Here is a 22172-nt window from a genome sequence, read left to right as displayed (position 1 = left end):
ACAAAACATGGCGAAAAAATTTACTCAGCACACCGGCGTGGTGCTGCCGATGGACCTGGCCAACGTTGATACCGACGCGATTATCCCCAAGCAGTTTCTGCAGATGGTGACCCGCACCGGCTTTGGCCGCAACCTGTTCTTTGACTGGCGCTACAGCGATGCCGAAGGCCAGGTGCCCAACCCGGACTTCATTCTGAACCAGCCGGCGTTCAGCGGTGCCAGCATCATGCTGACCCGCGAAAACTTTGGCTGCGGATCGTCACGCGAACACGCGCCCTGGGCGCTGACCGACTACGGCATTCAGGCGATCGTCGGTTCTGGCTTTGCCGATATCTTTGCCAACAACTCGTTCAATAACCAGCTGCTGCTGGTGACGCTGAGCGAAGCCGAGGTCGACGAACTGTTTCAGATGGTTGCCGCGCAGCCGGGCGTACAGTTTACCGTCGACCTGGAAAACCAGCAGGTGCTGGCCGGTGACAGGGCTTATCGCTTTGAAATCGACAGCTTCCGCCGCCACTGCCTGCTGCACGGGCTGGATGCAATTGGCCTGACGCTGCAGCACGATGATGCCATCGCCCGCTACGAGCAAAACCAGCCGGCGTTTCTGCGTTAAGTCCGCCCGTTGCTCTGCCGCCCGCCCCGGGCAGCAGATTGCGCCATAAAAAAGCCAGCGGGCCGTCAGGCCCGCTGGCTGGTGAAAAGCACCATACTCAGAAAAAACCCGATTCCTGCTGCAGGCCGGTACCGGGCGATCTAGCGGATGTCAGAGCGCCATTCATCAGAATGCCTCCCGCTCTTCCATCTGTCGCCATTATCGCCATAATACAGGGAACAAAAAACAGACGGCTTTCAACCCGGAGTTCCCCTTTTATGTCCTCACCGCGTTTGCAGCAGCAGTTTATTCGCCTGTGGCAGAGCTGCGACGGCCAGTCGCAGGAGACCACCCTCAGCGATCTGGCCGTGCAGCTCAGCTGTTCCCGCCGCCATATGCGTAACCTGCTCAACGCCATGCAGGCGGCCGGCTGGCTGGAGTGGCAGGCGGAGGCCGGGCGCGGCAAGCGCTCCAGGCTGAACTTCCTCTATACCGGGCTGGCGCTGCAGCAGCAGCGGGCGGAAGATCTGCTGGAACAGGATCGCATCGACCAGCTGGTACAGCTGGTGGGGGATAAAAACCGTGTGCGCCAGATGCTGCTGTCGCATCTCGGCCGCAGCTTCCGCCAGGGGAAACATATCCTGCGCGTCCTTTACTATCGCCCGCTGCTCAATCTGCTGCCCGGCACGCCGCTCAGGCGCTCGGAAACCCACCTCGCCCGGCAGATCTTCAGCGGGCTGACCAAAATAAACGAGGAAAACGGGGAAATCGAGCCGGACGTGGCGCACCACTGGCAGCAGCTGGCACCGCTGCACTGGCGTTTCTACCTGCGCCCGGCGATCCACTTCCACCACGGCCGCGAACTGCAGATGGAGGACGTCACCAGCACGCTGGAACGGCTGCTGAACCAGCCGCTCTTCAGCCATCTGGCACGCATTGAGTCCGGCACGCCATGGACGCTGGATATCCATCTGCATCAGCCGGACCGCTGGCTGCCCTGGCTGCTGGGCAGCGTCAGCGCGATGATCCTGCCGAAAGAGTGGCCGTTTATGCGCAACTTCGCCCGCCAGCCGGTGGGTACCGGTGCCTACGCGGTGGAACGCAACCAGCACAGCCAGCTGCGCATTGCCGCCTTTGACGACTACTTTGGCTACCGGGCGCTGATTGACGAGGTCAACATCTGGGTGCTGCCGGAGATCAGCGACGAGCTGGTCTACTCCGGCGTCAAGCTGCAGAGCGACGGCGAGGATCAGAAATCGGCGGAAGAGAGCCGGCTGGAAGAGGGCTGCTATTTTCTGCTGTTTGACCAGCGTTCAGCGTGGGGGCAGAACGAACAGCTGCGCCGCTGGATCGGCACCATCTTCAACCCGATCGCGCTGCTCAGTCAGAACAGCATCGGCTATCAGCGCTACTGGTTCCCGGCCTATGGTCTGCTGCCGCGCTGGCACCACCGCCTTGACATGGCCACGGCGGAAAAACCCGAAGGGCTGACCTCGCTGACTATCACCTGGTACAGCGATCATATCGAACATCTGGGGATCGCCAGCGCGCTGCGACCGATCCTGGCATCCCACGGCGTGGATCTGATCACGCGGGAGATCGGTTACGAGGCGTGGCATAACGGCGAGGCGGAGAGCGATCTGTGGCTGGGCAGCGCCAACTTCACCCTGCCGCTGGAATTTTCGGTCTTCTCCCTGCTGTATGAGATCCCGCTGCTGCAGCACTGCGTGCCCCGCGACTGGCAGCAGGACGCACGGCAGTGGCGCGATAAGCAACTCGATCTGGCCGACTGGAGCCGACAGCTGGTCGCCGATAACTATATTCATCCGCTGTTCCACCACTGGCTGCTGCTGCACGGTCAGCGCAGCATGCGCGGGGTGCGGATGAACACCCTCGGCTGGTTTGACTTTAAGTCCGCCTGGTTTGCGCCACCTGACGCATAATCGCGCTTTCGTTACCTGGCTGAAGTCACTACACTCTGCGGTCTGCGGGCAGACCGCCACACATAAAGGAACCTCTGGTGCTGAAAAAAATCTTACCTCTGCTGGCGCTGTTCTCCCTGCCCGCCCTTGCGGCAAAACCGACCCTGACGGTTTACACCTACGACTCGTTTGCCGCAGAGTGGGGCCCGGGACCCGCGGTGAAGAAAAATTTTGAAGCGGAGTGCGGCTGCGAGCTGAAATTTGTTGCGCTGGAGGATGGCGTCTCGCTGCTTAACCGCCTGCGCATGGAAGGAAAGAACAGCAGGGCCGACGTGGTGCTGGGGCTGGATAACAACCTGCTGGAAGCGGCGCAAAAGACCGGCCTGTTTACCGCCAGCAACGTGGATACCGCCGCCAGTACCGTGCCCGGCGGCTGGCACGACGACACCTTTGTACCATTCGACTACGGCTGGTTCGCTTTTGTCTATGACAAAACCAGACTGCAAAATCCGCCGAAGAGCCTGAAAGAGCTGGTGGAGAGCGATCGGCCGCTGAAGGTGATCTACGAAGATCCGCGCACCAGCACGCCAGGCCTTGGCCTGCTGCTGTGGATGCAAAAGGTATATGGCAACGACGCCCCCGCCGCCTGGCAGAAGCTGGCGCAGAAAACCGTCACCGTCACCAAGGGCTGGAACGAAGCCTACGGCCTGTTCCTGAAAGGGGAAGCCGATATGGTGCTCAGCTACACCACCTCTCCGGCTTACCACCTGATCGAAGAGAAGAAAACCCAGTATGCGGCGGCGAACTTCAGTGAAGGGCACTATCTGCAGGTTGAAGTGGCCGGTCAGCTGAAGGCCAGCCCGCAGCCGAAGCTGGCGCAGCAGTTTATGCAGTTTATCCTGACGCCGGGCTTCCAGCAGACCATCGCCACCGGCAACTGGATGTACCCGGCGGCGCAGACCGCACTGCCGGACGCCTTCAAAACGTTGCCGGTACCGGAAACCTCACTGCAGTACAGCCCGCAGGACGTTGCCAGCCAGCGCAGCGGCTGGATTAGCGCATGGCAACGCGCCGTCAGCCGCTGATCCCCGGCTGGCTGCTGCCCGGCGGCCTGGCGGCCACGCTGCTGGTTGCCGTGGCGCTGCTGGCCTTTGGCGCGCTGTGGTTCAGCGCTCCGGCCACCGACTGGCGGGGCATGCTGCAGGACCGCTATCTGTGGCACGTGCTCGGTTTCTCCTTCTGGCAGGCGCTGCTATCGGCCCTGCTGTCGGCGCTGCCCGCCGTTCCGCTGGCCCGCGCCCTCTACCGCCGCCGTTTCCCCGGGCGCAGCAGCCTGCTGCGGCTGTGCGCCATGACCCTGGTGCTGCCGGTGCTGGTGGCGGTGTTCGGCATCCTTACCGTTTACGGCCGCAGCGGCTGGCTGGCGCAGCTCTGTGCGCTGCTCGGCATTCCGTGGACCTTCACCCCCTACGGACTGCAGGGCATCCTGCTCGCGCACGTCTTTTTCAACCTGCCGCTGGCCACCCGGCTGCTGCTGCAGGCGCTCGAGCAGATCCCCGGCGAACAGCGCCAGCTGGCGGCGCAGCTCGGCCTGCGCGGCTGGGCACACTTTCGCATCGTCGAGTGGCCGTGGCTGAAGCGGCAGCTGCTGCCGGCTGCCGCGCTAATCTTCATGCTGTGCTTTGCCAGCTTTGCCACCGTGCTTTCGCTGGGCGGCGGCCCGCAGGCCACCACTATTGAGCTGGCGATCTTCCAGGCATTGAGCTTTGACTACGATCCCGGCCGTGCCGCGCTGCTGGCGCTGCTGCAGATGGTCTGCTGCCTCGGGCTGGTACTGCTCAGCCAGCGGCTGAACAGGGCGCTGCCCGCAGGCAGCAGGCAGATCGGCGGCTGGCGTAATCCGCAGGACAGCCTGCGCGCCCGCCTGCTGGATGCGGTGCTTATCGCCGCCGCGCTGCTGCTGATCCTGCCGCCACTGCTGGCGGTTGGCGTCAGCGGCATTAACCAGGGGGTCAGCGGCGTTTTGCAGCAACCCGCCCTGTGGCAGGCCACCTTTACCTCGCTGCGCATTGCGCTGGCCGCCGGGCTGCTCAGCGTGATACTGACCGTGATGCTGTTGTGGAGCAGCCGCGAGCTGCGCCTGCGCCAGCGACCGAAAAGCGGGCAGCTGCTGGAGCTGAGCGGCATGCTGATCCTGGCGATGCCGGGTATCGTGCTGGCCACCGGCTTTTTCCTGCTGCTGAATGCCACCACCGGCCTGCCCGCATCGGCGGACGGCGTGGTGATTTTCACCAATGCGCTGATGGCCATACCCTATGCGATCAAGGTGCTGGAAAACCCGCTGCGTGATATCGCCGAGCGTTACAACCGCCTGTGCCTGTCGCTGGATATTCGCGGCTGGAACCGCCTGCGGCTGATTGAGCTGCGCGCGCTGCGGCGGCCGCTGGCGCAGGCGCTGGCCTTTGCCTGCGTGCTGTCGATCGGTGATTTTGGCGCGGTGGCGCTGTTCGGCAATGAGGATTTCCGCACCCTGCCTTTCTATCTCTACCAGCAGATCGGCTCTTACCGCAGCAGCGACGGCGCGGTCACCGCCCTGCTGCTGCTGCTGCTCTGCTTCCTGCTGTTCACCCTGATTGAAAAGCTTCCGGGACGCCATGCTAAACCTGACTAACCTCACCTGGCTCTATCAGCACCTGCCGATGCGCTTTACCTTCAGCGCGCAGGCCGGCGAAAGGCTGGCGATCCTCGGCCCCAGCGGCGCGGGTAAAAGCACCCTGCTCAGCCTGATCGCCGGCTTTCTCAACGTCGAAAGCGGCAGCCTGCAGCTGAACGGCGCTGAGCACCGCCACACGCCGCCCGCGCAGCGCCCGGTGTCGATGCTGTTCCAGGAAAATAACCTGTTTCCCCACCTGACGGTGGCGGAGAATATCGGCCTCGGCCTGCATCCGGGGCTGAAGCTGAACCCGCAGCAGAAGCAGCAGATGCAGGAGATCGCCCGCCGCGTCGGGCTGGCAGAGCATCTGCCCCGGCTGCCGCATCAGCTCTCCGGCGGCCAGCGTCAGCGCGCCGCGCTCGCCCGCTGCCTGGTGCGGCAGCAGCCGATCCTGCTGCTGGACGAGCCGTTCTCAGCGCTGGACCCGGCACTGCGTAAGGAGATGCTGGCACTGGTCGATAAGGTGTGCCGCGAGCGCAATATCACCCTGCTGATGGTATCGCACAGCGTCGAGGATGCCGCACAGATCGCGCCACGCAGCCTGCTCATCGTAGACGGGCGGGTTTACTGGGACGGCAGCACCGCACAGCTGCAGCGCGGTGAGGTGAGTGCCGCGGCGGTGCTGGGCATCGCTTACCGGCCCGGATAAACCGTCTCGCTTATCCGGCGGCGCACAGGGAACGGTGTAGCCCAGGTTCCATCAGTAAACGATATCAGACGCGCCCGCAGCAGCGGATTGTGGAGGCAGTCGATAAACGGCGCGAGCAGGCCGCCGGGTTTAACCGGCAGGAACTCGCGCCACCTCGCTGCATGATCAGAAAAAGACCTGCCACAGCAGGTGCCGGAACATCGGCATCATCGGGTGGAACTGAATGGCGGTAAAGCTGCCAACGGCGACCAGCAGCCCGAGCGGCCCCAGCCAGCGCAGCCGCGCCGCCGGCAGGTACGCCGTCGCCCAGTCCTGCTGCTTACCGCTGCGCAGCCAGCGCCAGCCGAGCCAGACGCCCAGCCAGACCAGGATCGCCACCGCTAACAGCAGCCATTTAAACAGGCCGCTGCTGGCGTCCTTCGGCACGTCGATCGCCACCCCGGCCAGAATGCCCGGCAGGAAGTAGAGCGGCGGCCAGAGGATGCAGCCGATGATATTCGGCGGAATAAACTTGCGTACCGGCAGCTCCAGCATCCCCGCCACCAGCGGGATCAGCGGGCGGGTCGGCCCGACAAAGCGGCCTACCATAATGGTCAGCATGCTGTGCTGGTGCAGCGCATGCTCGGTTTTGCTCATCAGCGAGTGGTGCTTTTTAATAAACGACCAGCGGTGCAGCGGCCCTTTAAATTTCCAGCCCAGCAGGTAGGAGATCCAGTCGCCCAGCAGGCAGCCAATGGTGCCCACCAGCCACGCCGGATAGAGCCCCATCTGGCCGCTGCCGATTAACGCCCCCAGCGAGGCCATCATCACCGTGCCGGGCAGCAGCAGCCCAACCAGCGCCAGCGACTCCAGAAAAGCCACCAGCCCCACGGCCAGCAGCGCATACGCCAGCGATTGCGTAATTAAGTGTTCCAGCCAGGCTTCCATAAGTATCCAACAGAGTTGACAGAACCGGCGATTTTCCCGGCCCGCCCGGCGGGCGTCAAGACGATATTTGTATGGGAACGTATGACCGCATTAGCCAGGTGATACAGGGAAATAACCACTGTATATATAAACATGCTATTATTACAGCATTATGCGTCCCGGAGGCAGTGTGAACGACCCACGCGCAGGATTTCTGTTAACCCGCCACTGGCGGGACACGCCGGCCGGCAGCGAAGTGACGCTGTGGCTGGCTACCGACGCCGGTCCGCAGCAGGTGGTGCTGCCGCCGCAGGAGTCGGTGGCCTTTGTGCCGGTGGAACAGCAGGCCGCTGCCGAACGCCTGCTGGCCAGCGAGCGCGACTGGCGTTTTGCCCCGCTAACCTTGAAAGACTTCCGCCAGCGGCCGGTGGCTGGCCTCTACTGCCGCCAGCAACGCCAGCTGCAGAAGCTGGAGAAGCTGCTGCGCGAAAATGATATCAGCGTGTATGAGGCCGATATCCGCCCGCCGGAGCGCTACCTGATGGAGCGCTTTATCACCGCGCCGGTGTGGTTCAGCGGCACGCCGGACGGCAACCGCCTTACCAACGCACGCCTGAAACCCCACCCCGACTACCGCCCGCCGCTGAAGTGGGTGTCGCTGGATATTGAAACCACCCGTCACGGCGAACTTTACTGCATTGGCCTGGAGGGCTGCGGGCGGCGCGATGTCTTTATGCTCGGGCCGCCGAACGGCGATGCCAGCCGGCTGGACTTTAATCTTGAGTACCAGAGCAGCCGCCCCGCCCTGCTGGAGCGCCTCAACGCCTGGTTTGCCGAACACGATCCGGACGTGCTGATCGGCTGGAACGTAGTGCAGTTCGACTTAAGGGTGCTGCAGAAGCACGCCGACCGCTACGGCATCCCGCTGCGGCTGGGGCGCGGCCATCATCCGGCGCTGGAGTGGCGCGAGCACGGCTTTAAGCCCGGCGTGTTCTTCGCTCAGGCCAGCGGTCGGCTGATTATCGACGGCATTGAAGCGCTAAAGTCGGCGTTCTGGAACTTTGACTCCTTCAGCCTGGAAGCGGTGTCCCGCGAGCTGCTGGGGGAAGGCAAGGCGATCGGCAACCCGTGGCAGCGCATGGAGGAGATCAACCAGCGCTTCGCCGAAGATAAACCGGCGCTCGCGCACTACAACCTGAAAGACTGCGAGCTGGTGACGCGCATTTTTCAGCACACCGAGCTGATGCCGTTTCTGCTGGAGCGCGCCTCGGTCAACGGCCTGGCGGTGGATCGCCACGGCGGTTCGGTGGCGGCGTTCAGCCACCTTTATTTGCCGCGCATGCACCGCGCCGGCTACGTCGCGCCGAATATGGGCGAGCTGGCGTCGGAAGCCAGCCCCGGCGGCTACGTGATGGACTCGCGCCCCGGCCTGTACGACTCGGTGCTGGTGCTCGACTACAAGAGCCTGTATCCGGCGATTATTCGCACCTTCCTGATCGACCCGGTCGGCCTGGTGGAGGGGCTGGCGCACCCGGACGACGCCGATTCGGTGGCCGGTTTCCGCCACGCGCGCTTCTCGCGCAGCCGCCACTGCCTGCCGGAGATCGTCAGCCAGATCTGGCTGGGGCGCGACGCGGCCAAGCGCGCCGGCAACAAACCGCTGTCGCAGGCGCTGAAGATCATTATGAACGCCTTCTACGGCGTGCTCGGCACCAGCGCCTGCCGCTTCTTCGATCCGCGCCTCGCCTCGTCGATCACCCTGCGCGGCCACGAGATCATGCTGCAGACCCGCGAACTGATCGAGGCGGAAGGCTATGACGTGATTTACGGCGATACCGACTCCACCTTTGTCTGGCTGAAGTCGCCCCACGACGAGGCGACGGCGGCGGCGATCGGCCAGCGGCTGGTGGCGAAGGTTAACGACTGGTGGCGGCAGCATCTGAAAGCCGAATTCGCTCTTGAGAGCGCGCTGGAGCTGGAATATGAAACTCATTTCAGCCGCTTTCTGATGCCAACCATCCGCGGTGCCGAACAGGGCAGCAAGAAACGCTACGCCGGACTGATCCGCACCGACGGCGGTGAACGTATGGTGTTTAAAGGGCTGGAGACGGTCCGCACCGACTGGACCCCGCTGGCGCAACAGTTCCAGCAGGCGCTGTACCTGAAAATTTTTACCGGCCAGCCCTGGCAGGACTATATCCGCGACACCGTGGCACGGCTGCTGAACGGCGAACTGGACGACCAGCTGGTGTACAGCAAGCGGCTGCGTCGCCCGCTCGGCGACTACCAGCGTAACGTACCACCGCACGTGCGCGCCGCGCGCATCGCCGATGAGTATCATCAGAAGCTCGAAAGGCCGCTGCTCTACCAGAACGGCGGCAAAATCCGCTACGTGATGGCCACCTCCGGCCCCGAACCGCTGGAGGTGCGCAGCACGCCGCTGGACTACGATCACTATGTCTCCCGCCAGCTGCAGCCGGTGGCGGATGGCATCCTGCCCTTTGTGCAGGATGACTTTGCCAGACTGATAACCGGACAGCTGGGCCTGTTTTGACAGGTGACGAAAGGGCCGCCTTCCAGTACCATAGCGCCCTTCCTTAAAATAAACGTTCTGAAACGACTACCGGGCAGCCTCTGCCGGGTCGTAACACTATTGCCTGCAATAAACTGACGACAATCGAGCCGAATATTATATGCCTTTTACACTTGGTCAACGCTGGATAAGCGATACGGAAAGCGAGCTGGGATTAGGAACCGTGGTTGCGGTGGATACCCGCATGGTCACGGTGATGTTCCCTGCCACCGGTGAAAACCGTCTCTACTCCAGAAATGATTCGCCGATCACCCGCGTGGTGTTTAACCCGGGCGATACCGTCACCAGCCACGAAGGCTGGCAGCTCATCGTTGACGAAGTACAAACCGACAACGGCGTGGTCAGCTATTTCGGCACCCGCACCGACACCGGCGAGACCGGGGTACGCCTGCGGGAAGTGATGCTCGACAGCAAGCTGGTGTTTGGCAAGCCGCAGGATCGCCTGTTCGCCGGCCAGCTCGACCGCATGGACCGTTTTGCGCTGCGTTTCCGCGCGCGCAAGTACCAGAGCGAGCAGTACCGCCTGCCGATCAGCGGCCTGCGCGGCATGCGCACCAGCCTGATCCCGCACCAGCTGCACATCGCACACGACGTTGGCCGCCGCCACGCGCCGCGCGTGCTGCTGGCCGATGAAGTGGGTCTGGGTAAAACCATTGAAGCCGGGATGATCATCCACCAGCAGCTGCTGGCCGGCCGCGCCGAGCGTATTCTGATCGTGGTGCCGGAAACCCTGCAGCACCAGTGGCTGGTTGAGATGCTGCGCCGCTTCAACCTGCGCTTTGCGCTGTTTGATGACGACCGCTACGCCGAAGCGCAGCACGACAGCGACAACCCGTTTGAAACCGAGCAGATGATTATCTGTTCGCTGGACTTCGTACGCCGCAACAAGCAGCGCCTGGAGAAGCTGGCCGACGCCGAGTGGGACCTGATGGTGGTCGATGAAGCCCACCACCTGGTGTGGTCGGAAGAGGCACCGAGCCGCGAGTATCAGGTGATTGAACAGCTGGCGGAAAATATTCCCGGCGTTCTGCTGCTGACCGCCACCCCGGAACAGCTGGGTCTGGAGAGCCACTTTGCCCGCCTGCGCCTGCTGGATCCGGACCGCTTCCACGATTTCGCGGCCTTTGTTGAAGAGCAGAAGCACTTCCAGCCGATCGCCGACGCGGTATCGATGCTGCTGGCCGATAAAACCATCAGCAACGACGAGCTGAACCTGCTTAACGACCTGATGGGCGAGCAGGATATCGAGCCGCTGCTGCAGGTAGCCAACAGCGATCGTGACGGCAAGCTGGAGGCACGTCAGGAGCTGATCAGCATGCTGATGGATCGTCACGGCACCAGCCGCGTGCTGTTCCGTAACACCCGCGGCGGCGTGAAGGGCTTCCCGAAACGTGAGCTGCACCAGATCCGCCTGCCGCTGCCGACCCAGTATCAGACCGCGATTAAGGTCTCCGGCATCATGAGCGCGCGTAAATCCGCCGACGAGCGCGCGCGCGATATGCTCTACCCGGAGCAGATCTACCAGGAGTTTGAGGGCGACAGCGGCACCTGGTGGAACTTCGACCCGCGCGTTGAGTGGCTGCTCGGCTTCCTGACCAGCAACCGCGATAAGAAAGTGCTGGTGATCTGCGCCAAGGCGGCCACCGCGCTGCAGCTGGAGCAGGTGCTGCGCGAGCGCGAAGCGATCCGTGCCGCCGTGTTCCATGAAGGGCTGTCGATTATCGAGCGCGACCGCGCCGCCGCGTGGTTCGCCTCTGAAGAGGATGGTGCCCAGGTGCTGCTCTGTTCGGAGATCGGCTCCGAAGGCCGCAACTTCCAGTTCGCCAGCCAGCTGGTGATGTTCGACCTGCCGTTTAACCCGGACCTGCTGGAACAGCGTATCGGCCGTCTGGACCGTATCGGCCAGATGCACGATATTCAGATCCACGTGCCGTATCTGGAACGTACCGCGCAGGCGGTGCTGGTGCAGTGGTTCCACGAAGGGCTGGACGCCTTCGAACACACCTGCCCGACCGGCCGTACCGTCTATGACAGCGTCTATACGCCGCTGATCGAATACCTCGCCGCGCCGGAAAACAGCGAAGGGCTGGCAGAGTTTATCGCCGGCTGCCGCAAACAGCATGACGGGCTGAAGGCGCAGCTGGAACAGGGCCGTGACCGCCTGCTGGAGCTGAATTCCAACGGCAGCGAGAAGGCGCAGGCGCTGGCCGCACAGATCGCCGAACAGGATAACGACATTGAGCTGGTCAACTTCGCGCTCAACCTGTTCGATATCGTCGGCATTAACCAGGAAGACCGCAGCGATAACCTGATCGTGCTGACTCCCGGCGACCATATGCTGGTGCCGGACTTCCCGGGCCTGCCGGAAGATGGCTGCACCATCACCTTCGATCGTAACCAGGCGCTGTCGCGTGAAGACGCGCAGTACGTCAGCTGGGAGCACCCGATCATCCGCAACGGTCTGGATCTGATCCTCTCCGGCGACACCGGCAGTTGCGCGCTGTCGCTGCTGAAAAACAAGGCGCTGCCGGCCGGCACGCTGCTGCTGGAGCTGGTCTGGGTGGTGGAAGCGCAGGCACCGAAGCACCTGCAGCTGACCCGCTTCCTGCCGCCAACCCCGGTGCGCATGCTGGTCGACCGTAACGGCAATAACCTGGCGGCCAAAGTGGAGTTTGAAAGCTTTAACCGCCAGCTGAACGCCATCAACCGCCACACCGGCAGCAAGCTGGTCAACGCGGTGCAGCAGGACGTGCATGAGATTATCAAGCTCTCCGAGGAGCCGGCGGCGGTGGAAGCGCGTAAGCTGATCGATGCCGCCCGTGCGGAAGCCAGCGATAAGCTGGGTGCGGAGCTTTCCCGCCTGCAGGCGCTGAGCGCCGTCAACCCGAACATCCGTCAGGATGAGATTGACGCGCTGGAAAGCAACCGCGAGCAGGTACTGGCCAGCCTGGATGATGCCGGCTGGCGCCTGGATGCGCTGCGCCTGATCGTGGTCGCTCACCAGTAATCCCCTCAGCAGGGTGCCTGCCATCGTCCCGCGATGGTCTGCGCCCTGCCCCTCTCCGGCACTTTGCGAGATGCTTATGATGGAACCTTACAACCCGCCGTCCGAACCCTGGCTGCATATTCTCTACCAGGATGAGCACATTATGGTGGTCAACAAACCCAGTGGGCTGCTCTCCGTACCCGGACGTCTGGAGGAGCACAAGGACAGCATAATGACCCGCGTCCAGCGTGACTTCCCGGCGGCGGAGTCGGTGCACAGGCTGGATATGGCGACCAGCGGCGTGATGGTGGTGGCGCTGACCAAAGCGGCAGAGCGCGAGCTTAAGCGTCAGTTCCGCGAACGTGAGCCGCAGAAAACCTACGTCGCCCGCGTATGGGGGGTGCCGCAGCCGGAAAAAGGGCTGGTGGATCTGCCGCTGATTTGTGACTGGCCGAACCGGCCAAAGCAGAAGGTCTGTTTTGAAACCGGTAAGTCGGCGCAGACGGAGTATCAGGTGCTGGAGGTGGCAGAGAACTGGGCGCGGGTGCAGCTGAAGCCGATCACCGGCCGCTCCCACCAGCTGCGCGTGCATATGCTGGCGCTGGGGCACCCGATCCTCGGCGATCGTTTCTATGCCCACGATGAGGCGTTAGCGATGGCGCCCCGTCTGCAGCTGCACGCCGAAAGCCTGAGCATCACCCATCCGCAGTACGGCACGCCGATGACCTTTCGCCAGCCGGCGGCGTTTTAGTCTGCTGTTCCCCCCGGCCGAAGGGCGCAGCGGGCGGAGGCAGGGTTGGCACCACGTCGCGATAACACGGGCTGACGGCACTCGCCGTAAGCCCGTTTTTTTTACTTAAAGCCCTTCTCGCGCTTGATCAGGTCGTAAGCGGCCTGAATCTCCTGCGCTTTCTGCTTGGCCATCTCCATCATCTGCGGCGGCAGGCCTTTCGCCACCAGCTTATCCGGATGGTGCTCGCTCATCAGCTTACGGTAGGCACGCTTGATGGTGGTGGCATCATCGCTGCTCTTCACCCCCAGTACGTTACAGGCATCATCAAGCGTTGGGCCGCGCTGCGCTCCGGTGTACCCGCCCTGTGAGGAGTGGCCGCCCTGATAACCGTACCCACCGCCGCCAAACTGCTGGCCGCCTTCCATCATGCGCAGGAACCGATCGAACTGATGACGGGAGATCCCCAGCTCTTCGGCAATCACATACAGCACCTGGCGCTCGTTGGGGTGCAGCGAGCCGTCGGCAAACGCCGCCTGAATCTGGATCTCCAGAAACATGCGAATCAGATCGAAGCGACCAAAGCAGGCGCTGCGCAGCTCACGCAATTTTTCGCGCAGCGGGTAGTCACCCTCTTTACCTTCACGGAACGCCTGCTGGGCTGCGGTACGGCTGGCGCCCTGCATCTGCATGCGGTCCATCAGCAGCGAGGCCATCTGGATATCGGCATCCGTGACCCGGCCTTTCGATTTTGTCAGATGCCCCATCACCTGGAAGGTGGTGCTGAAAAACAGCGCCTGACGGGTTTGCTGGTTGGCAAAATAACCCTGACGCCGCGTTGAACGCGCTTTATCAACCAGATGGCCGACCAGCAGGCCAAAAACTACGCCCCAGAAGCCCGCGCCGGACAATAAACCCAGCACAAGTCCCAATACTTTTCCCCAATAGCGCATATACTCCTCAATTCGCCATGCTCAAGGCTACAATTTGCATTATCATACCTGTCATTCATCTCATAGCCTATTGGCAACGCGGTCAAACAACCAGAAGATACCTCACCGGTTATAGCGGCCAGCAGCTGTAGCCTGAAATGTGGGTATACACTAAATCATTCACGCTGCATCAAGGCGGCAAACGAGTGAATCCCCGGGAGCAGAGATGGCTCTGTGACTGGGGTGAGCGAGAGCAGCCAGCGCAGAGGCAGCGTGAAGGATGACGTGTATATGACTGGCGCAACCTCCTTGAGTGCGTTAGTCTCTGACCGTTTGTCGGCATGATGCCAGTGATCACGGAATTTTCGATACCGCGTATGAAAAATAGACTACCTACGTTGCTGGCCACCCTGATCGGCTCAGCGCTGTACAGCCAGCAGGGCCTGGCCGATGACCTCGCATCCCAGTGTATGCTCGGGGTGCCTTCCTATAACCGTCCGCTGGTAGAAGGGAAAAACACCAACCAACTGCCGATAACCATCAATTCCGACAAATCACAGGGTAATTACCCGGATAATGCGGTCTTTAGCGGCGATGTGGATATCCGCCAGGGTAACAGCCGCCTGCAGTCCGACGAGGTGCAGCTGCATCAGAAGATGCTGCCGGGTAAAAGCGAACCCACCCGTACCGTCGACGCGCTGGGCAACGTCCACTACGACGATAACCAGGTGATACTGAAAGGGCCAAAAGCCTGGTCTAACCTGAACACCAAAGACACCAACGTGTGGAATGGCGACTATCAGATGGTCGGCCGCCAGGGGCGCGGTAACGCTGACCAGATGAAGCTGCGCGGTGATAACCGCTATACCATTCTGGAAAACGGCTCCTTCACCTCCTGCCTGCCAGGGCAGAACAGCTGGAGCGTGGTCGGTTCCGAAATTATTCACGATCGCCAGGAGCAGCTGGCCGAGATCTGGAACGCACGCTTTAAAATCGGCCCGGTGCCGGTGTTTTACAGCCCGTACCTGCAGCTGCCGGTCGGCGATAAGCGCCGCTCGGGCTTCCTGATCCCCAACGCCAAATACGGTAGCAACAGCGGCTTTGAGTTTATGCTGCCGTACTACTGGAACATTGCGCCGCAGGCCGACGCCACGCTGACGCCGCACTACATCAGCCGCCGCGGCATGCAGTGGCAGAACGAATTCCGCTATCTGACCGGCGTCGGTGCCGGCCTGATGGAGTTCGACTATATGGCATCGGATAAAGTGTATAACAACGAGCACGAGGACGATAAAGACTCCAACCGCTGGCTGTTCTACTGGAACCATTCGGGGATCTACGAGCAGCACTGGCGCTTCAATGCCGACTACACCAAAGTCAGCGATCCCTACTACTTTACCGACCTGGACTCGACCTACGGCTCGACCACCGACGGCTATGTGACGCAAAAATTCAGCATTGGCTATGCAGATACCAACTGGGACGCCACGCTGTCGACCAAGCAGTTCCAGATCTTCTCGACCAACGCCAATAACGACGTGTATCGCGCCGAACCGCAGCTGGATATCAACTGGTATCAGAACGATGTCGGCCCCTTTGACACCCATCTGTATGCGCAGGCGGTGAAGTTTACCAACGTCAACGAACGCCTGCCGGACGCCACCCGTCTCCACCTGGAGCCGACCATCAACCTGCCGGTGTCAAATGGCTGGGGCAGTCTGAACACCGAAGCGAAACTGCTAGCAACACACTACCAGCAGGACGGCATTGAGTACTACAACAGCACCTACGACACTGGCAAAATCAACCAGCTGAAAGACAACGTTAACCGCGTGATGCCGCAGTTGAAGGTTGACGGCAAGATGGTGTTTGACCGCGATATGAACTGGTCGCCGGGCTATACCCAGACGCTGGAGCCGCGCCTGCAGTACCTGTACGTGCCGTACCGCGATCAGAGTATGATCCGCGCCTATGACTCCACGCTGCTGCAGACCGACTATACCGGCCTGTTCCGCGACCGCACCTACAGCGGCCTGGATCGCATCGCCTCGGCTAATCAGCTGACCAGCGGCGTCACCACGCGCATTTTTGATAACGATCTGGTTGAACGTTTTAACGCTTCCGTGGGTCAAATCTACTCGTTCACGCCGGCTCGTACCGGCCTGAACACCACCGATGACGATGACCGTGGCAGCCTGGTATGGGCGGGCGATACCTACTGGAAGATTAGCGACAACTGGGCAGCACGTGGTGGCCTGCAGTATGACACCCGTCTGGACAACGTCTCGCAGGGTAACGCCGTGCTGGAGTGGCGCCGTGATGCAGACCGCATGGTGCAGTTGAACTACCGTTACACCAGTGAAGAGTACATTCAGCAGACGCTGACGCAGATCACTAATCCGCTGTATCAGAAGGGGATCTCGCAGGTGGGTGCCACCGCCAGCTGGCCTGTCGCCGACGCATGGTCAGTGGTCGGGGCCTGGTATTACGATACCAAAGCCAACCAGCCCGCTGACCAGCTGCTGGGCGTGCAGTACAGCTCCTGCTGTTATGCCATTCGCCTCGGTTATGAGCGTAAAATCACCGGCTGGGAAAACGATAACAGTAAGTACGACAACAAAGTCTCGTTCAACATTGAACTGCGTGGCCTCAGCCCGAGCTACGGCTTAGGGACCGGTCAAATGCTGCGCCAGGGCATTCTGCCTTACCAGCGCGGCTTCTGATGTTGGCACAGTTAACAGACCACTCCCGCAGTGCGGATAGGAAGAATGGAAAAAGTATGAAGAACTGGAGAATGCTGATCCTCGGTGCCGCCTTAACGGCCAACACCGCGTTCGCGGCCCCGCAGGTTGTTGATAAGGTCGCCGCCGTGGTAAATAACGGCGTGGTGCTGGAGAGTGACGTCGACGGCATGATGCAGTCGGTCAAAGGCCAGGCGCAGCAGTCCGGGCAGCAGCTGCCGGATGATAAAACGCTGCGTCACCAGATTGTCGAACGTCTGGTGATGGATAACATCATGCTGCAGATGGGCAGACAGGCCGGCATCCAGATTAGCGACGCGCAGCTGGATCAGGCGATCGGCAACATCGCCGCACAGAACAAAATGAGCGTCGATCAGCTGCGCAGCCGCCTGGCGTATGACGGCATGAACTACGCCACCTACCGCGAGCAGATCCGTAAAGAGATGCTGACCTCGGAAGTGCGTAATAATGAAGTGCGCCGCCGCGTCACCATCCTGCCGCAGGAAGTGGACTCCCTCTCAAACCAGATGGCCGCGCAGAACGATGCCGGTACCGAGCTGAACATCAGCCACATTCTGCTGCCGCTGTCGGAAAACCCAACGCAGCAGCAGGTTGACGACCAGGAAACCCTGGCCAAACAGCTGGTGCAGGAGAGCAAAAGCGGTGCCGATTTCGGCAAGCTGGCGATCACCTACTCCGCTGACCCACAGGCGCTGAAAGGCGGCAACATGGGCTGGGGCAAACTGCAGGAGCTGCCGTCGCTGTTTGCGCAGGCGCTGGTGACCGCCAAAAAAGGCGACATCGTAGGTCCGATCCGCTCCGGCGTTGGCTTCCATATCCTGAAAGTCAACGACGTGCGCGGCGAAAACCAGAGCGTTTCGGTTACCGAAGTGCACGCCCGCCATATCCTGCTAAAGCCGTCACCGATCATGACCGATGACCAGGCGCGCCAGAAACTGCTGGAAACCGCTGCCGATATTAAGAGCGGTCGGATCAGCTTTGCCGATGCGGCCAAACAGCTGTCGCAGGATCCGGGTTCCGCCAACCAGGGCGGCGACCTTGGCTGGAGCTCTCCGGAAGCCTACGATCCGGCGTTCCGCGATGCGTTGCTGCGCCTGAACAAGGGCCAGACCAGCGCACCGGTTCACTCCTCGTTCGGCTGGCACCTGATTCAGCTGCTGGATACCCGTCAGGTTGATAAGACCGACTCCGCGAAGAAAGAGCGCGCCTACCGCCTGCTGTTCAACCGTAAATTCTCGGAAGAAGCGCAGACCTGGATGCAGGAACAGCGTGCCGCCGCCTATGTGAAGATCCTCGATGGCAGCGCTCAGTAACCTGCGCGTGGTGGTCACTCCCGGCGAACCCGCCGGGATTGGCCCGGATCTGATCGTAGCACTGGCGCAACAGGCGTGGCCGGTTGAGCTGGTGGTCTGTGCCGATCCCGAGCTGCTGCGCACCCGCGCGGCAGCGCTGCGTTTGCCGCTCGCCTTACGCGAGTATGATGCCAGCGCGACGGCCCGCCCGCAGGAAGCCGGTTCACTGACCGTGCTGCCGCTGCCGCTGGCCAGCAACGCGGTGGCCGGTGAACTCAGCGTGGATAACAGTCACTACGTGCTGGCCTCGCTGGCGCGCGCCTGCGATGGTTGCCTGAACGGCGAATTTGCCGCGCTGGTCACCGGGCCGGTGCACAAAGGGGTGATCAACGACGCGGGCATTCCGTTCAGCGGCCACACCGAGTTCTTCGCCGAACGCGCCGGGTGCGAGCGCGTGGTGATGATGCTGGCCACGGAAGAGCTGCGGGTGGCGCTGGCCACCACCCATCTGCCGCTGAAAGACGTAGCCGACGCCATCACCCGTGACAGCCTGCATGAAGTGATTACCATCCTTAACGCCGACCTGCAGAGCAAGTTCGGCCTTGCACGCCCGCACATTCTGGTGTGTGGGCTGAACCCGCACGCGGGTGAAGGCGGCCATATGGGGCGGGAAGAGATTGATACCATTACCCCGGCGCTGGACGAACTGCGCCAGCAGGGCATCAACCTGACCGGGCCACTCCCCGCGGATACCCTGTTCCAGCCGAAATATCTGCAGCACGCCGATGCGGTGCTGGCGATGTATCACGATCAGGGCCTGCCGGTGCTAAAATATCAGGGCTTTGGCCGCGCGGTGAATATCACCCTCGGTCTGCCATTTATCCGCACGTCCGTCGACCACGGCACCGCCCTTGAACTGGCGGCTACGGGTCAGGCCGATGCGGGCAGCTTCAAAACGGCGCTTAACCTCGCCATCACCATGATTAAGAGCAGTAATGAATAATCGCGTTCACCAGGGCCACTTCGCCCGCAAACGTTTTGGACAGAACTTCCTTAACGATCAGTATATTATCGACAGTATTGTCAACGCCATTCACCCACAGCGCGGCGAGGCGATTGTTGAGATCGGCCCTGGCCTCGGTGCACTCACCGAGCCGGTGGGTGAGCGCATTGATGAAATGACGGTGGTCGAACTGGACCGCGATCTGGCAGCACGCCTGCAGACGCATCCGTTCCTCGGCCCGAAGCTGACCATTTTCCAGCAGGATGCGATGACCTTTGATTTTGCGGCGCTGTCTGCGGAAAAAGGCCAGCCGCTGCGCGTGTTCGGCAACCTGCCGTACAATATTTCGACCCCGCTGATGTTCCACCTGTTCAGCTACGTCGGCGCGATCAAAGATATGCACTTTATGCTGCAGAAAGAAGTGGTTAATCGTCTGGTCGCCGGCCCTGGCAGCAAAGCCTATGGCCGCCTGACCGTAATGGCACAGTACTACTGCCAGGTGATCCCGGTGCTGGAAGTACCGCCGGAGTCCTTCACCCCGGCACCGAAGGTCGATTCTGCGGTGGTGCGCCTGATGCCTTACGCGGAGATCCCGCACCCGGTACAGGATATCCGCGCGTTGAGCCGCATCACCACCGAAGCCTTTGGTAAACGCCGTAAAACCCTGCGTAACAGCCTCGGCCATCTGTTCTCTGCCGAAGCCCTGGCCGAAATGAACATTGACCCGACGCTGCGCGCTGAGAACATTACCGTGGCGCAGTACTGCCAGCTGGCGAACTGGCTGACCGCGCACCCTCAGCAGCAGCCTCCTCAGGAGAACTGAGCATGAACGATACGCCCCGTGTTTGTGTCCATGTACAAAGCGTCTACATTGCGTCGCAGTCTGCGCCCGAAGAAGACCGTTATGTGTTTGCGTACACCGTCACCATCCGTAATCTGGGGCGTATCCCGGTGCAGCTGATCGGCCGCTACTGGCTAATCACCAACGGCAACGGCCGTGAAACCGAAGTTCAGGGTGAAGGGGTGATCGGCGAACAGCCGCACATCGCCCCTGGCGATGAGTTCCAGTACACCAGCGGTGCGATTCTCGAAACCCCGATGGGCACCATGCAGGGGCATTACCGCATGGTTGATGCCGACGGCGAGACGCTGCTGGTGGACATTCCGGTGTTCCGGCTGGCGGTTGTCAGCCACATTCACTGAGTCACCCCTCATCCAGCGCTTTGCTCCTCACGGGCAAAGCGCATTTTTTTTTGCGCGCGCCAGGCGCGCCGCGGTTATCCTGACCCGGACCAGTGGCTAAGCAATCCTGAGCTGCCGGCCACGCGATCACGGTAACCCCCTTTTCAGGACAGAAGGCATGAGCACTTATCTTATCGGCGATATTCACGGTTGCTACGACGAGCTGAAAATGCTGCTGGCGCAGGTGGATTTCGATCCGGCGCAGGACGAGCTGTGGCTGACCGGCGATCTGGTGGCCCGTGGGCCGGCCTCGCTGGACGTGCTGCGTTATGTGCGTTCCCTCGGTGACAGCGTGCGCATCGTGCTGGGCAATCACGATCTGCATCTGCTGGCGGTGTACGCCGGCATCAGCCGCAATAAACCGAAGGATCGCCTGACGCCGCTGCTGGAGGCCGACGATGCCGACGAGCTGATCAACTGGCTGCGTCGCCAGCCGCTGCTGCAGGTGGATGAAGAGAAAAAACTGGTGATGGCGCACGCCGGTATCACCCCGCAGTGGGATATTGACACCGCAAAGCTGTGTGCCCGCGAAGTCGAGGCAGTACTGAGCAGCGACACCTATCCGCTGTTCCTGGATGCGATGTACGGCGATATGCCGAACAACTGGTCACCGGCGCTCAGCGGTCTGGCGCGCCTGCGCTTCAGCACCAACGCGCTGACCCGCATGCGCTTCTGCTTCCCCGCCGGACAGCTGGACATGATCAGCAAAGAGTCGCCGGAAAATGCGCCACCGCCGCTGAAGCCCTGGTTTAACGTGCCCGGCCTGTTACCCGCTGACTACACGGTGATCTTCGGTCACTGGGCGTCGCTGGAAGGGAAAGGCACGCCGGATAACGTCATCGGCCTCGATACCGGTTGTTGCTGGGGCGGCGCCCTGACCCTGCTGCGCTGGGAAGACAGGCAGGTCTTTGTTCAGCCCTCTAACCGGGAAGTCACCCCGGCACTGTGATCGTCTGCGGTGCCGTTCGCCGCCCGCTCTGCCGGTGTCAGGGTATCAAAGGGAATACTCCACAGCGCGCCCGGCTGGAACAGCACCGGCGGGTGGTTTTCTGAAAGAGAGAGTTCCCGGCGGGCCGGGTCACGCAGGCGATCGCGATTCAGTGCAGCAGAAACAGATATGGCGCGCTCCGTAGTGGATGTCGCGCCATGATAGAAGCCGAAGATGTCAGCAGCGTGACGACTTAGCGGCGATCGAGGATCTCAAAGCAGAAGCTGTGGGAGTTCTTGTCGTCGGCGTCGTGAAATTCGCTAAAGGTTGACTGCCACTCATCCGGCTCATAGTCCGGGAAATGGGTATCCCCTTCCACTTCCGCGTCAATGTGGGTCAGATAGAGACGATCGGCACGCGGCAGCAGCTGCTCGTAGATCCGTCCGCCGCCGATCACCATCAGTTCTTCCACGTCACCTGCTACCTGCAGCGCTTCGTCAATCGAGCTCACCCAGGTCACACCATCGGCATCGCCAGGTTTACTGCTAATTACAATATTCAGCCGTCCTGGCAGCGGGCGTCCAATCGACTCCCAGGTACGCCGCCCCATCACCACCGGCTTGTTCAGCGTCTGGCGTTTAAACCACGCCAGGTCAGCAGGCAGGTGCCATGGCATGGCGTTTTCCATCCCAATTACGCGATCGGCCGCCAGGGCCGCAATCAGGCTAATCATCATATCAAACTCAGCAGGGGGTAAAATTCGCGCCATCATACGGAAAGGCGAAACTTTCGTCGATAGGTAAGCGCTGCATATTCCGTAAAGGTTGTTCAGCGCGGCCTTTACGTGCTCTGCATCCCACCATTTCGGCCACCACACTCCCCCCTTCGTGCTAAACTTCGCCCTTTACACTCCCTGCAGAAA

At 61.5% G+C, this 22172-nt stretch carries 17 protein-coding genes; 14 read left to right on the top strand and 3 right to left on the bottom strand.

Translation table 11 applies throughout. The features are described 5' to 3' along the window. The first annotated feature begins 7 nt into the window (after positions 1-7). The 5 genes from leuD to thiQ all read left to right on the top strand — a co-directional run bounded on the left by leuD (position 8) and on the right by thiQ (position 5876). Positions 8-613 carry a 3-isopropylmalate dehydratase small subunit gene (gene leuD, locus ASF13_RS10795; RefSeq protein ID WP_056235959.1) on the top strand — a complete coding sequence of 202 codons (606 nt, stop codon included), beginning with the start codon at positions 8-10 and terminating at the stop codon, positions 611-613. Positions 614-870: 257 nt separating this feature from the next. Then, positions 871-2535 (top strand): HTH-type transcriptional regulator SgrR, encoded by a 1665-nt coding sequence (gene sgrR, locus ASF13_RS10790; protein ID WP_056235956.1) that lies wholly within the window; start codon positions 871-873, stop codon positions 2533-2535. A gap of 77 nt (positions 2536-2612) precedes the next feature. After that, entirely contained in the window at positions 2613-3599 is a 987-nt protein-coding gene (gene thiB / locus ASF13_RS10785) for a thiamine ABC transporter substrate binding subunit (protein ID WP_056235953.1), read from the top strand. Then, complete coding sequence (gene thiP / locus ASF13_RS10780; RefSeq protein WP_056235949.1) at positions 3575-5185, top strand: thiamine/thiamine pyrophosphate ABC transporter permease ThiP; 1611 nt, start codon at positions 3575-3577, stop codon at positions 5183-5185. The genes thiB and thiP overlap by 25 nt, the downstream gene beginning before the upstream one ends. Further along, positions 5169-5876, top strand: a complete 708-nt coding sequence (thiQ, locus tag ASF13_RS10775; protein WP_056235946.1) for a thiamine ABC transporter ATP-binding protein ThiQ — start codon at positions 5169-5171, stop codon at positions 5874-5876. Before thiP ends, thiQ begins: the two co-directional genes overlap by 17 nt. A gap of 165 nt (positions 5877-6041) precedes the next feature. Here thiQ and ASF13_RS10770 read toward each other — a convergent pair whose 3' ends face one another. Next, entirely contained in the window at positions 6042-6803 is a 762-nt protein-coding gene (locus ASF13_RS10770; RefSeq protein WP_056235945.1) for a DedA family protein, read from the bottom strand. 169 nt (positions 6804-6972) lie between these two features. On the opposite strand from ASF13_RS10770, the gene polB reads away from it, so the two are divergent. The 3 genes from polB to rluA all read left to right on the top strand — a co-directional run bounded on the left by polB (position 6973) and on the right by rluA (position 13112). Beyond that, on the top strand, positions 6973-9336 hold the full coding sequence (polB, locus tag ASF13_RS10765) for a DNA polymerase II (RefSeq protein ID WP_056235941.1): 2364 nt from the start codon (positions 6973-6975) through the stop codon (positions 9334-9336). Between the two features lie 139 nt (positions 9337-9475). Continuing rightward, positions 9476-12382 (top strand): RNA polymerase-associated protein RapA, encoded by a 2907-nt coding sequence (gene rapA / locus ASF13_RS10760; RefSeq protein WP_056235938.1) that lies wholly within the window; start codon positions 9476-9478, stop codon positions 12380-12382. A 70-nt stretch (positions 12383-12452) separates the two neighbouring features. Further along, positions 12453-13112 (top strand): bifunctional tRNA pseudouridine(32) synthase/23S rRNA pseudouridine(746) synthase RluA, encoded by a 660-nt coding sequence (rluA, locus tag ASF13_RS10755; protein ID WP_199177619.1) that lies wholly within the window; start codon positions 12453-12455, stop codon positions 13110-13112. Between the two features lie 101 nt (positions 13113-13213). Here the strand turns inward: rluA and djlA are convergent, their stop codons facing one another. Next, on the bottom strand, positions 13214-14044 hold the full coding sequence (gene djlA / locus ASF13_RS10750; RefSeq protein WP_056235936.1) for a co-chaperone DjlA: 831 nt from the start codon (positions 14042-14044) through the stop codon (positions 13214-13216). A 320-nt stretch (positions 14045-14364) separates the two neighbouring features. On the opposite strand from djlA, the gene lptD reads away from it, so the two are divergent. The 6 genes from lptD (at position 14365) to apaH (ending at position 21271) form a co-directional block, all read left to right on the top strand. Beyond that, positions 14365-16746: an LPS assembly protein LptD gene (gene lptD, locus ASF13_RS10745; protein ID WP_056235933.1), complete on the top strand. Its 2382-nt coding sequence runs from the start codon at positions 14365-14367 to the stop codon at positions 16744-16746. Positions 16747-16802: 56 nt separating this feature from the next. After that, entirely contained in the window at positions 16803-18098 is a 1296-nt protein-coding gene (surA, locus tag ASF13_RS10740; RefSeq protein WP_056235930.1) for a peptidylprolyl isomerase SurA, read from the top strand. Further along, on the top strand, positions 18082-19080 hold the full coding sequence (pdxA, locus tag ASF13_RS10735; protein ID WP_056235927.1) for a 4-hydroxythreonine-4-phosphate dehydrogenase PdxA: 999 nt from the start codon (positions 18082-18084) through the stop codon (positions 19078-19080). Before surA ends, pdxA begins: the two co-directional genes overlap by 17 nt. Next, positions 19073-19903 (top strand): 16S rRNA (adenine(1518)-N(6)/adenine(1519)-N(6))-dimethyltransferase RsmA, encoded by an 831-nt coding sequence (gene rsmA, locus ASF13_RS10730; protein WP_056235925.1) that lies wholly within the window; start codon positions 19073-19075, stop codon positions 19901-19903. Before pdxA ends, rsmA begins: the two co-directional genes overlap by 8 nt. A 2-nt stretch (positions 19904-19905) precedes the next feature. Further along, complete coding sequence (gene apaG, locus ASF13_RS10725; RefSeq protein ID WP_056235922.1) at positions 19906-20283, top strand: Co2+/Mg2+ efflux protein ApaG; 378 nt, start codon at positions 19906-19908, stop codon at positions 20281-20283. 157 nt (positions 20284-20440) lie between these two features. Beyond that, positions 20441-21271 carry a bis(5'-nucleosyl)-tetraphosphatase (symmetrical) ApaH gene (gene apaH / locus ASF13_RS10720; RefSeq protein ID WP_056235919.1) on the top strand — a complete coding sequence of 277 codons (831 nt, stop codon included), beginning with the start codon at positions 20441-20443 and terminating at the stop codon, positions 21269-21271. A gap of 232 nt (positions 21272-21503) precedes the next feature. Here apaH and folA read toward each other — a convergent pair whose 3' ends face one another. Beyond that, positions 21504-21986 carry a type 3 dihydrofolate reductase gene (gene folA / locus ASF13_RS10715; protein ID WP_056235916.1) on the bottom strand — a complete coding sequence of 161 codons (483 nt, stop codon included), beginning with the start codon at positions 21984-21986 and terminating at the stop codon, positions 21504-21506. Positions 21987-22172: the final 186 nt, after the last annotated feature.

It is taken from the genome of Erwinia sp. Leaf53 (assembly GCF_001422605.1).
GTDB lineage: Bacteria > Pseudomonadota > Gammaproteobacteria > Enterobacterales > Enterobacteriaceae > Erwinia.
This window is presented reverse-complemented; position numbering and strand designations above follow the sequence as displayed.

Coding starts and splice junctions, on each gene's coding strand:
- leuD (WP_056235959.1), top strand. CDS start 8: ATGGCGAAAAAATTTACTCAGCACACCGGCGTGGTGCTGCCGATGGAC.
- sgrR (WP_056235956.1), top strand. CDS start 871: ATGTCCTCACCGCGTTTGCAGCAGCAGTTTATTCGCCTGTGGCAGAGC.
- thiP (WP_056235949.1), top strand. CDS start 3,575: ATGGCAACGCGCCGTCAGCCGCTGATCCCCGGCTGGCTGCTGCCCGGC.
- thiQ (WP_056235946.1), top strand. CDS start 5,169: ATGCTAAACCTGACTAACCTCACCTGGCTCTATCAGCACCTGCCGATG.
- ASF13_RS10770 (WP_056235945.1), bottom strand. CDS start 6,803: ATGGAAGCCTGGCTGGAACACTTAATTACGCAATCGCTGGCGTATGCG.
- rapA (WP_056235938.1), top strand. CDS start 9,476: ATGCCTTTTACACTTGGTCAACGCTGGATAAGCGATACGGAAAGCGAG.
- rluA (WP_199177619.1), top strand. CDS start 12,453: ATGCTTATGATGGAACCTTACAACCCGCCGTCCGAACCCTGGCTGCAT.
- djlA (WP_056235936.1), bottom strand. CDS start 14,044: ATGCGCTATTGGGGAAAAGTATTGGGACTTGTGCTGGGTTTATTGTCC.
- lptD (WP_056235933.1), top strand. CDS start 14,365: ATGATGCCAGTGATCACGGAATTTTCGATACCGCGTATGAAAAATAGA.
- surA (WP_056235930.1), top strand. CDS start 16,803: ATGAAGAACTGGAGAATGCTGATCCTCGGTGCCGCCTTAACGGCCAAC.
- pdxA (WP_056235927.1), top strand. CDS start 18,082: ATGGCAGCGCTCAGTAACCTGCGCGTGGTGGTCACTCCCGGCGAACCC.
- rsmA (WP_056235925.1), top strand. CDS start 19,073: ATGAATAATCGCGTTCACCAGGGCCACTTCGCCCGCAAACGTTTTGGA.
- apaG (WP_056235922.1), top strand. CDS start 19,906: ATGAACGATACGCCCCGTGTTTGTGTCCATGTACAAAGCGTCTACATT.
- apaH (WP_056235919.1), top strand. CDS start 20,441: ATGAGCACTTATCTTATCGGCGATATTCACGGTTGCTACGACGAGCTG.
- folA (WP_056235916.1), bottom strand. CDS start 21,986: ATGATGATTAGCCTGATTGCGGCCCTGGCGGCCGATCGCGTAATTGGG.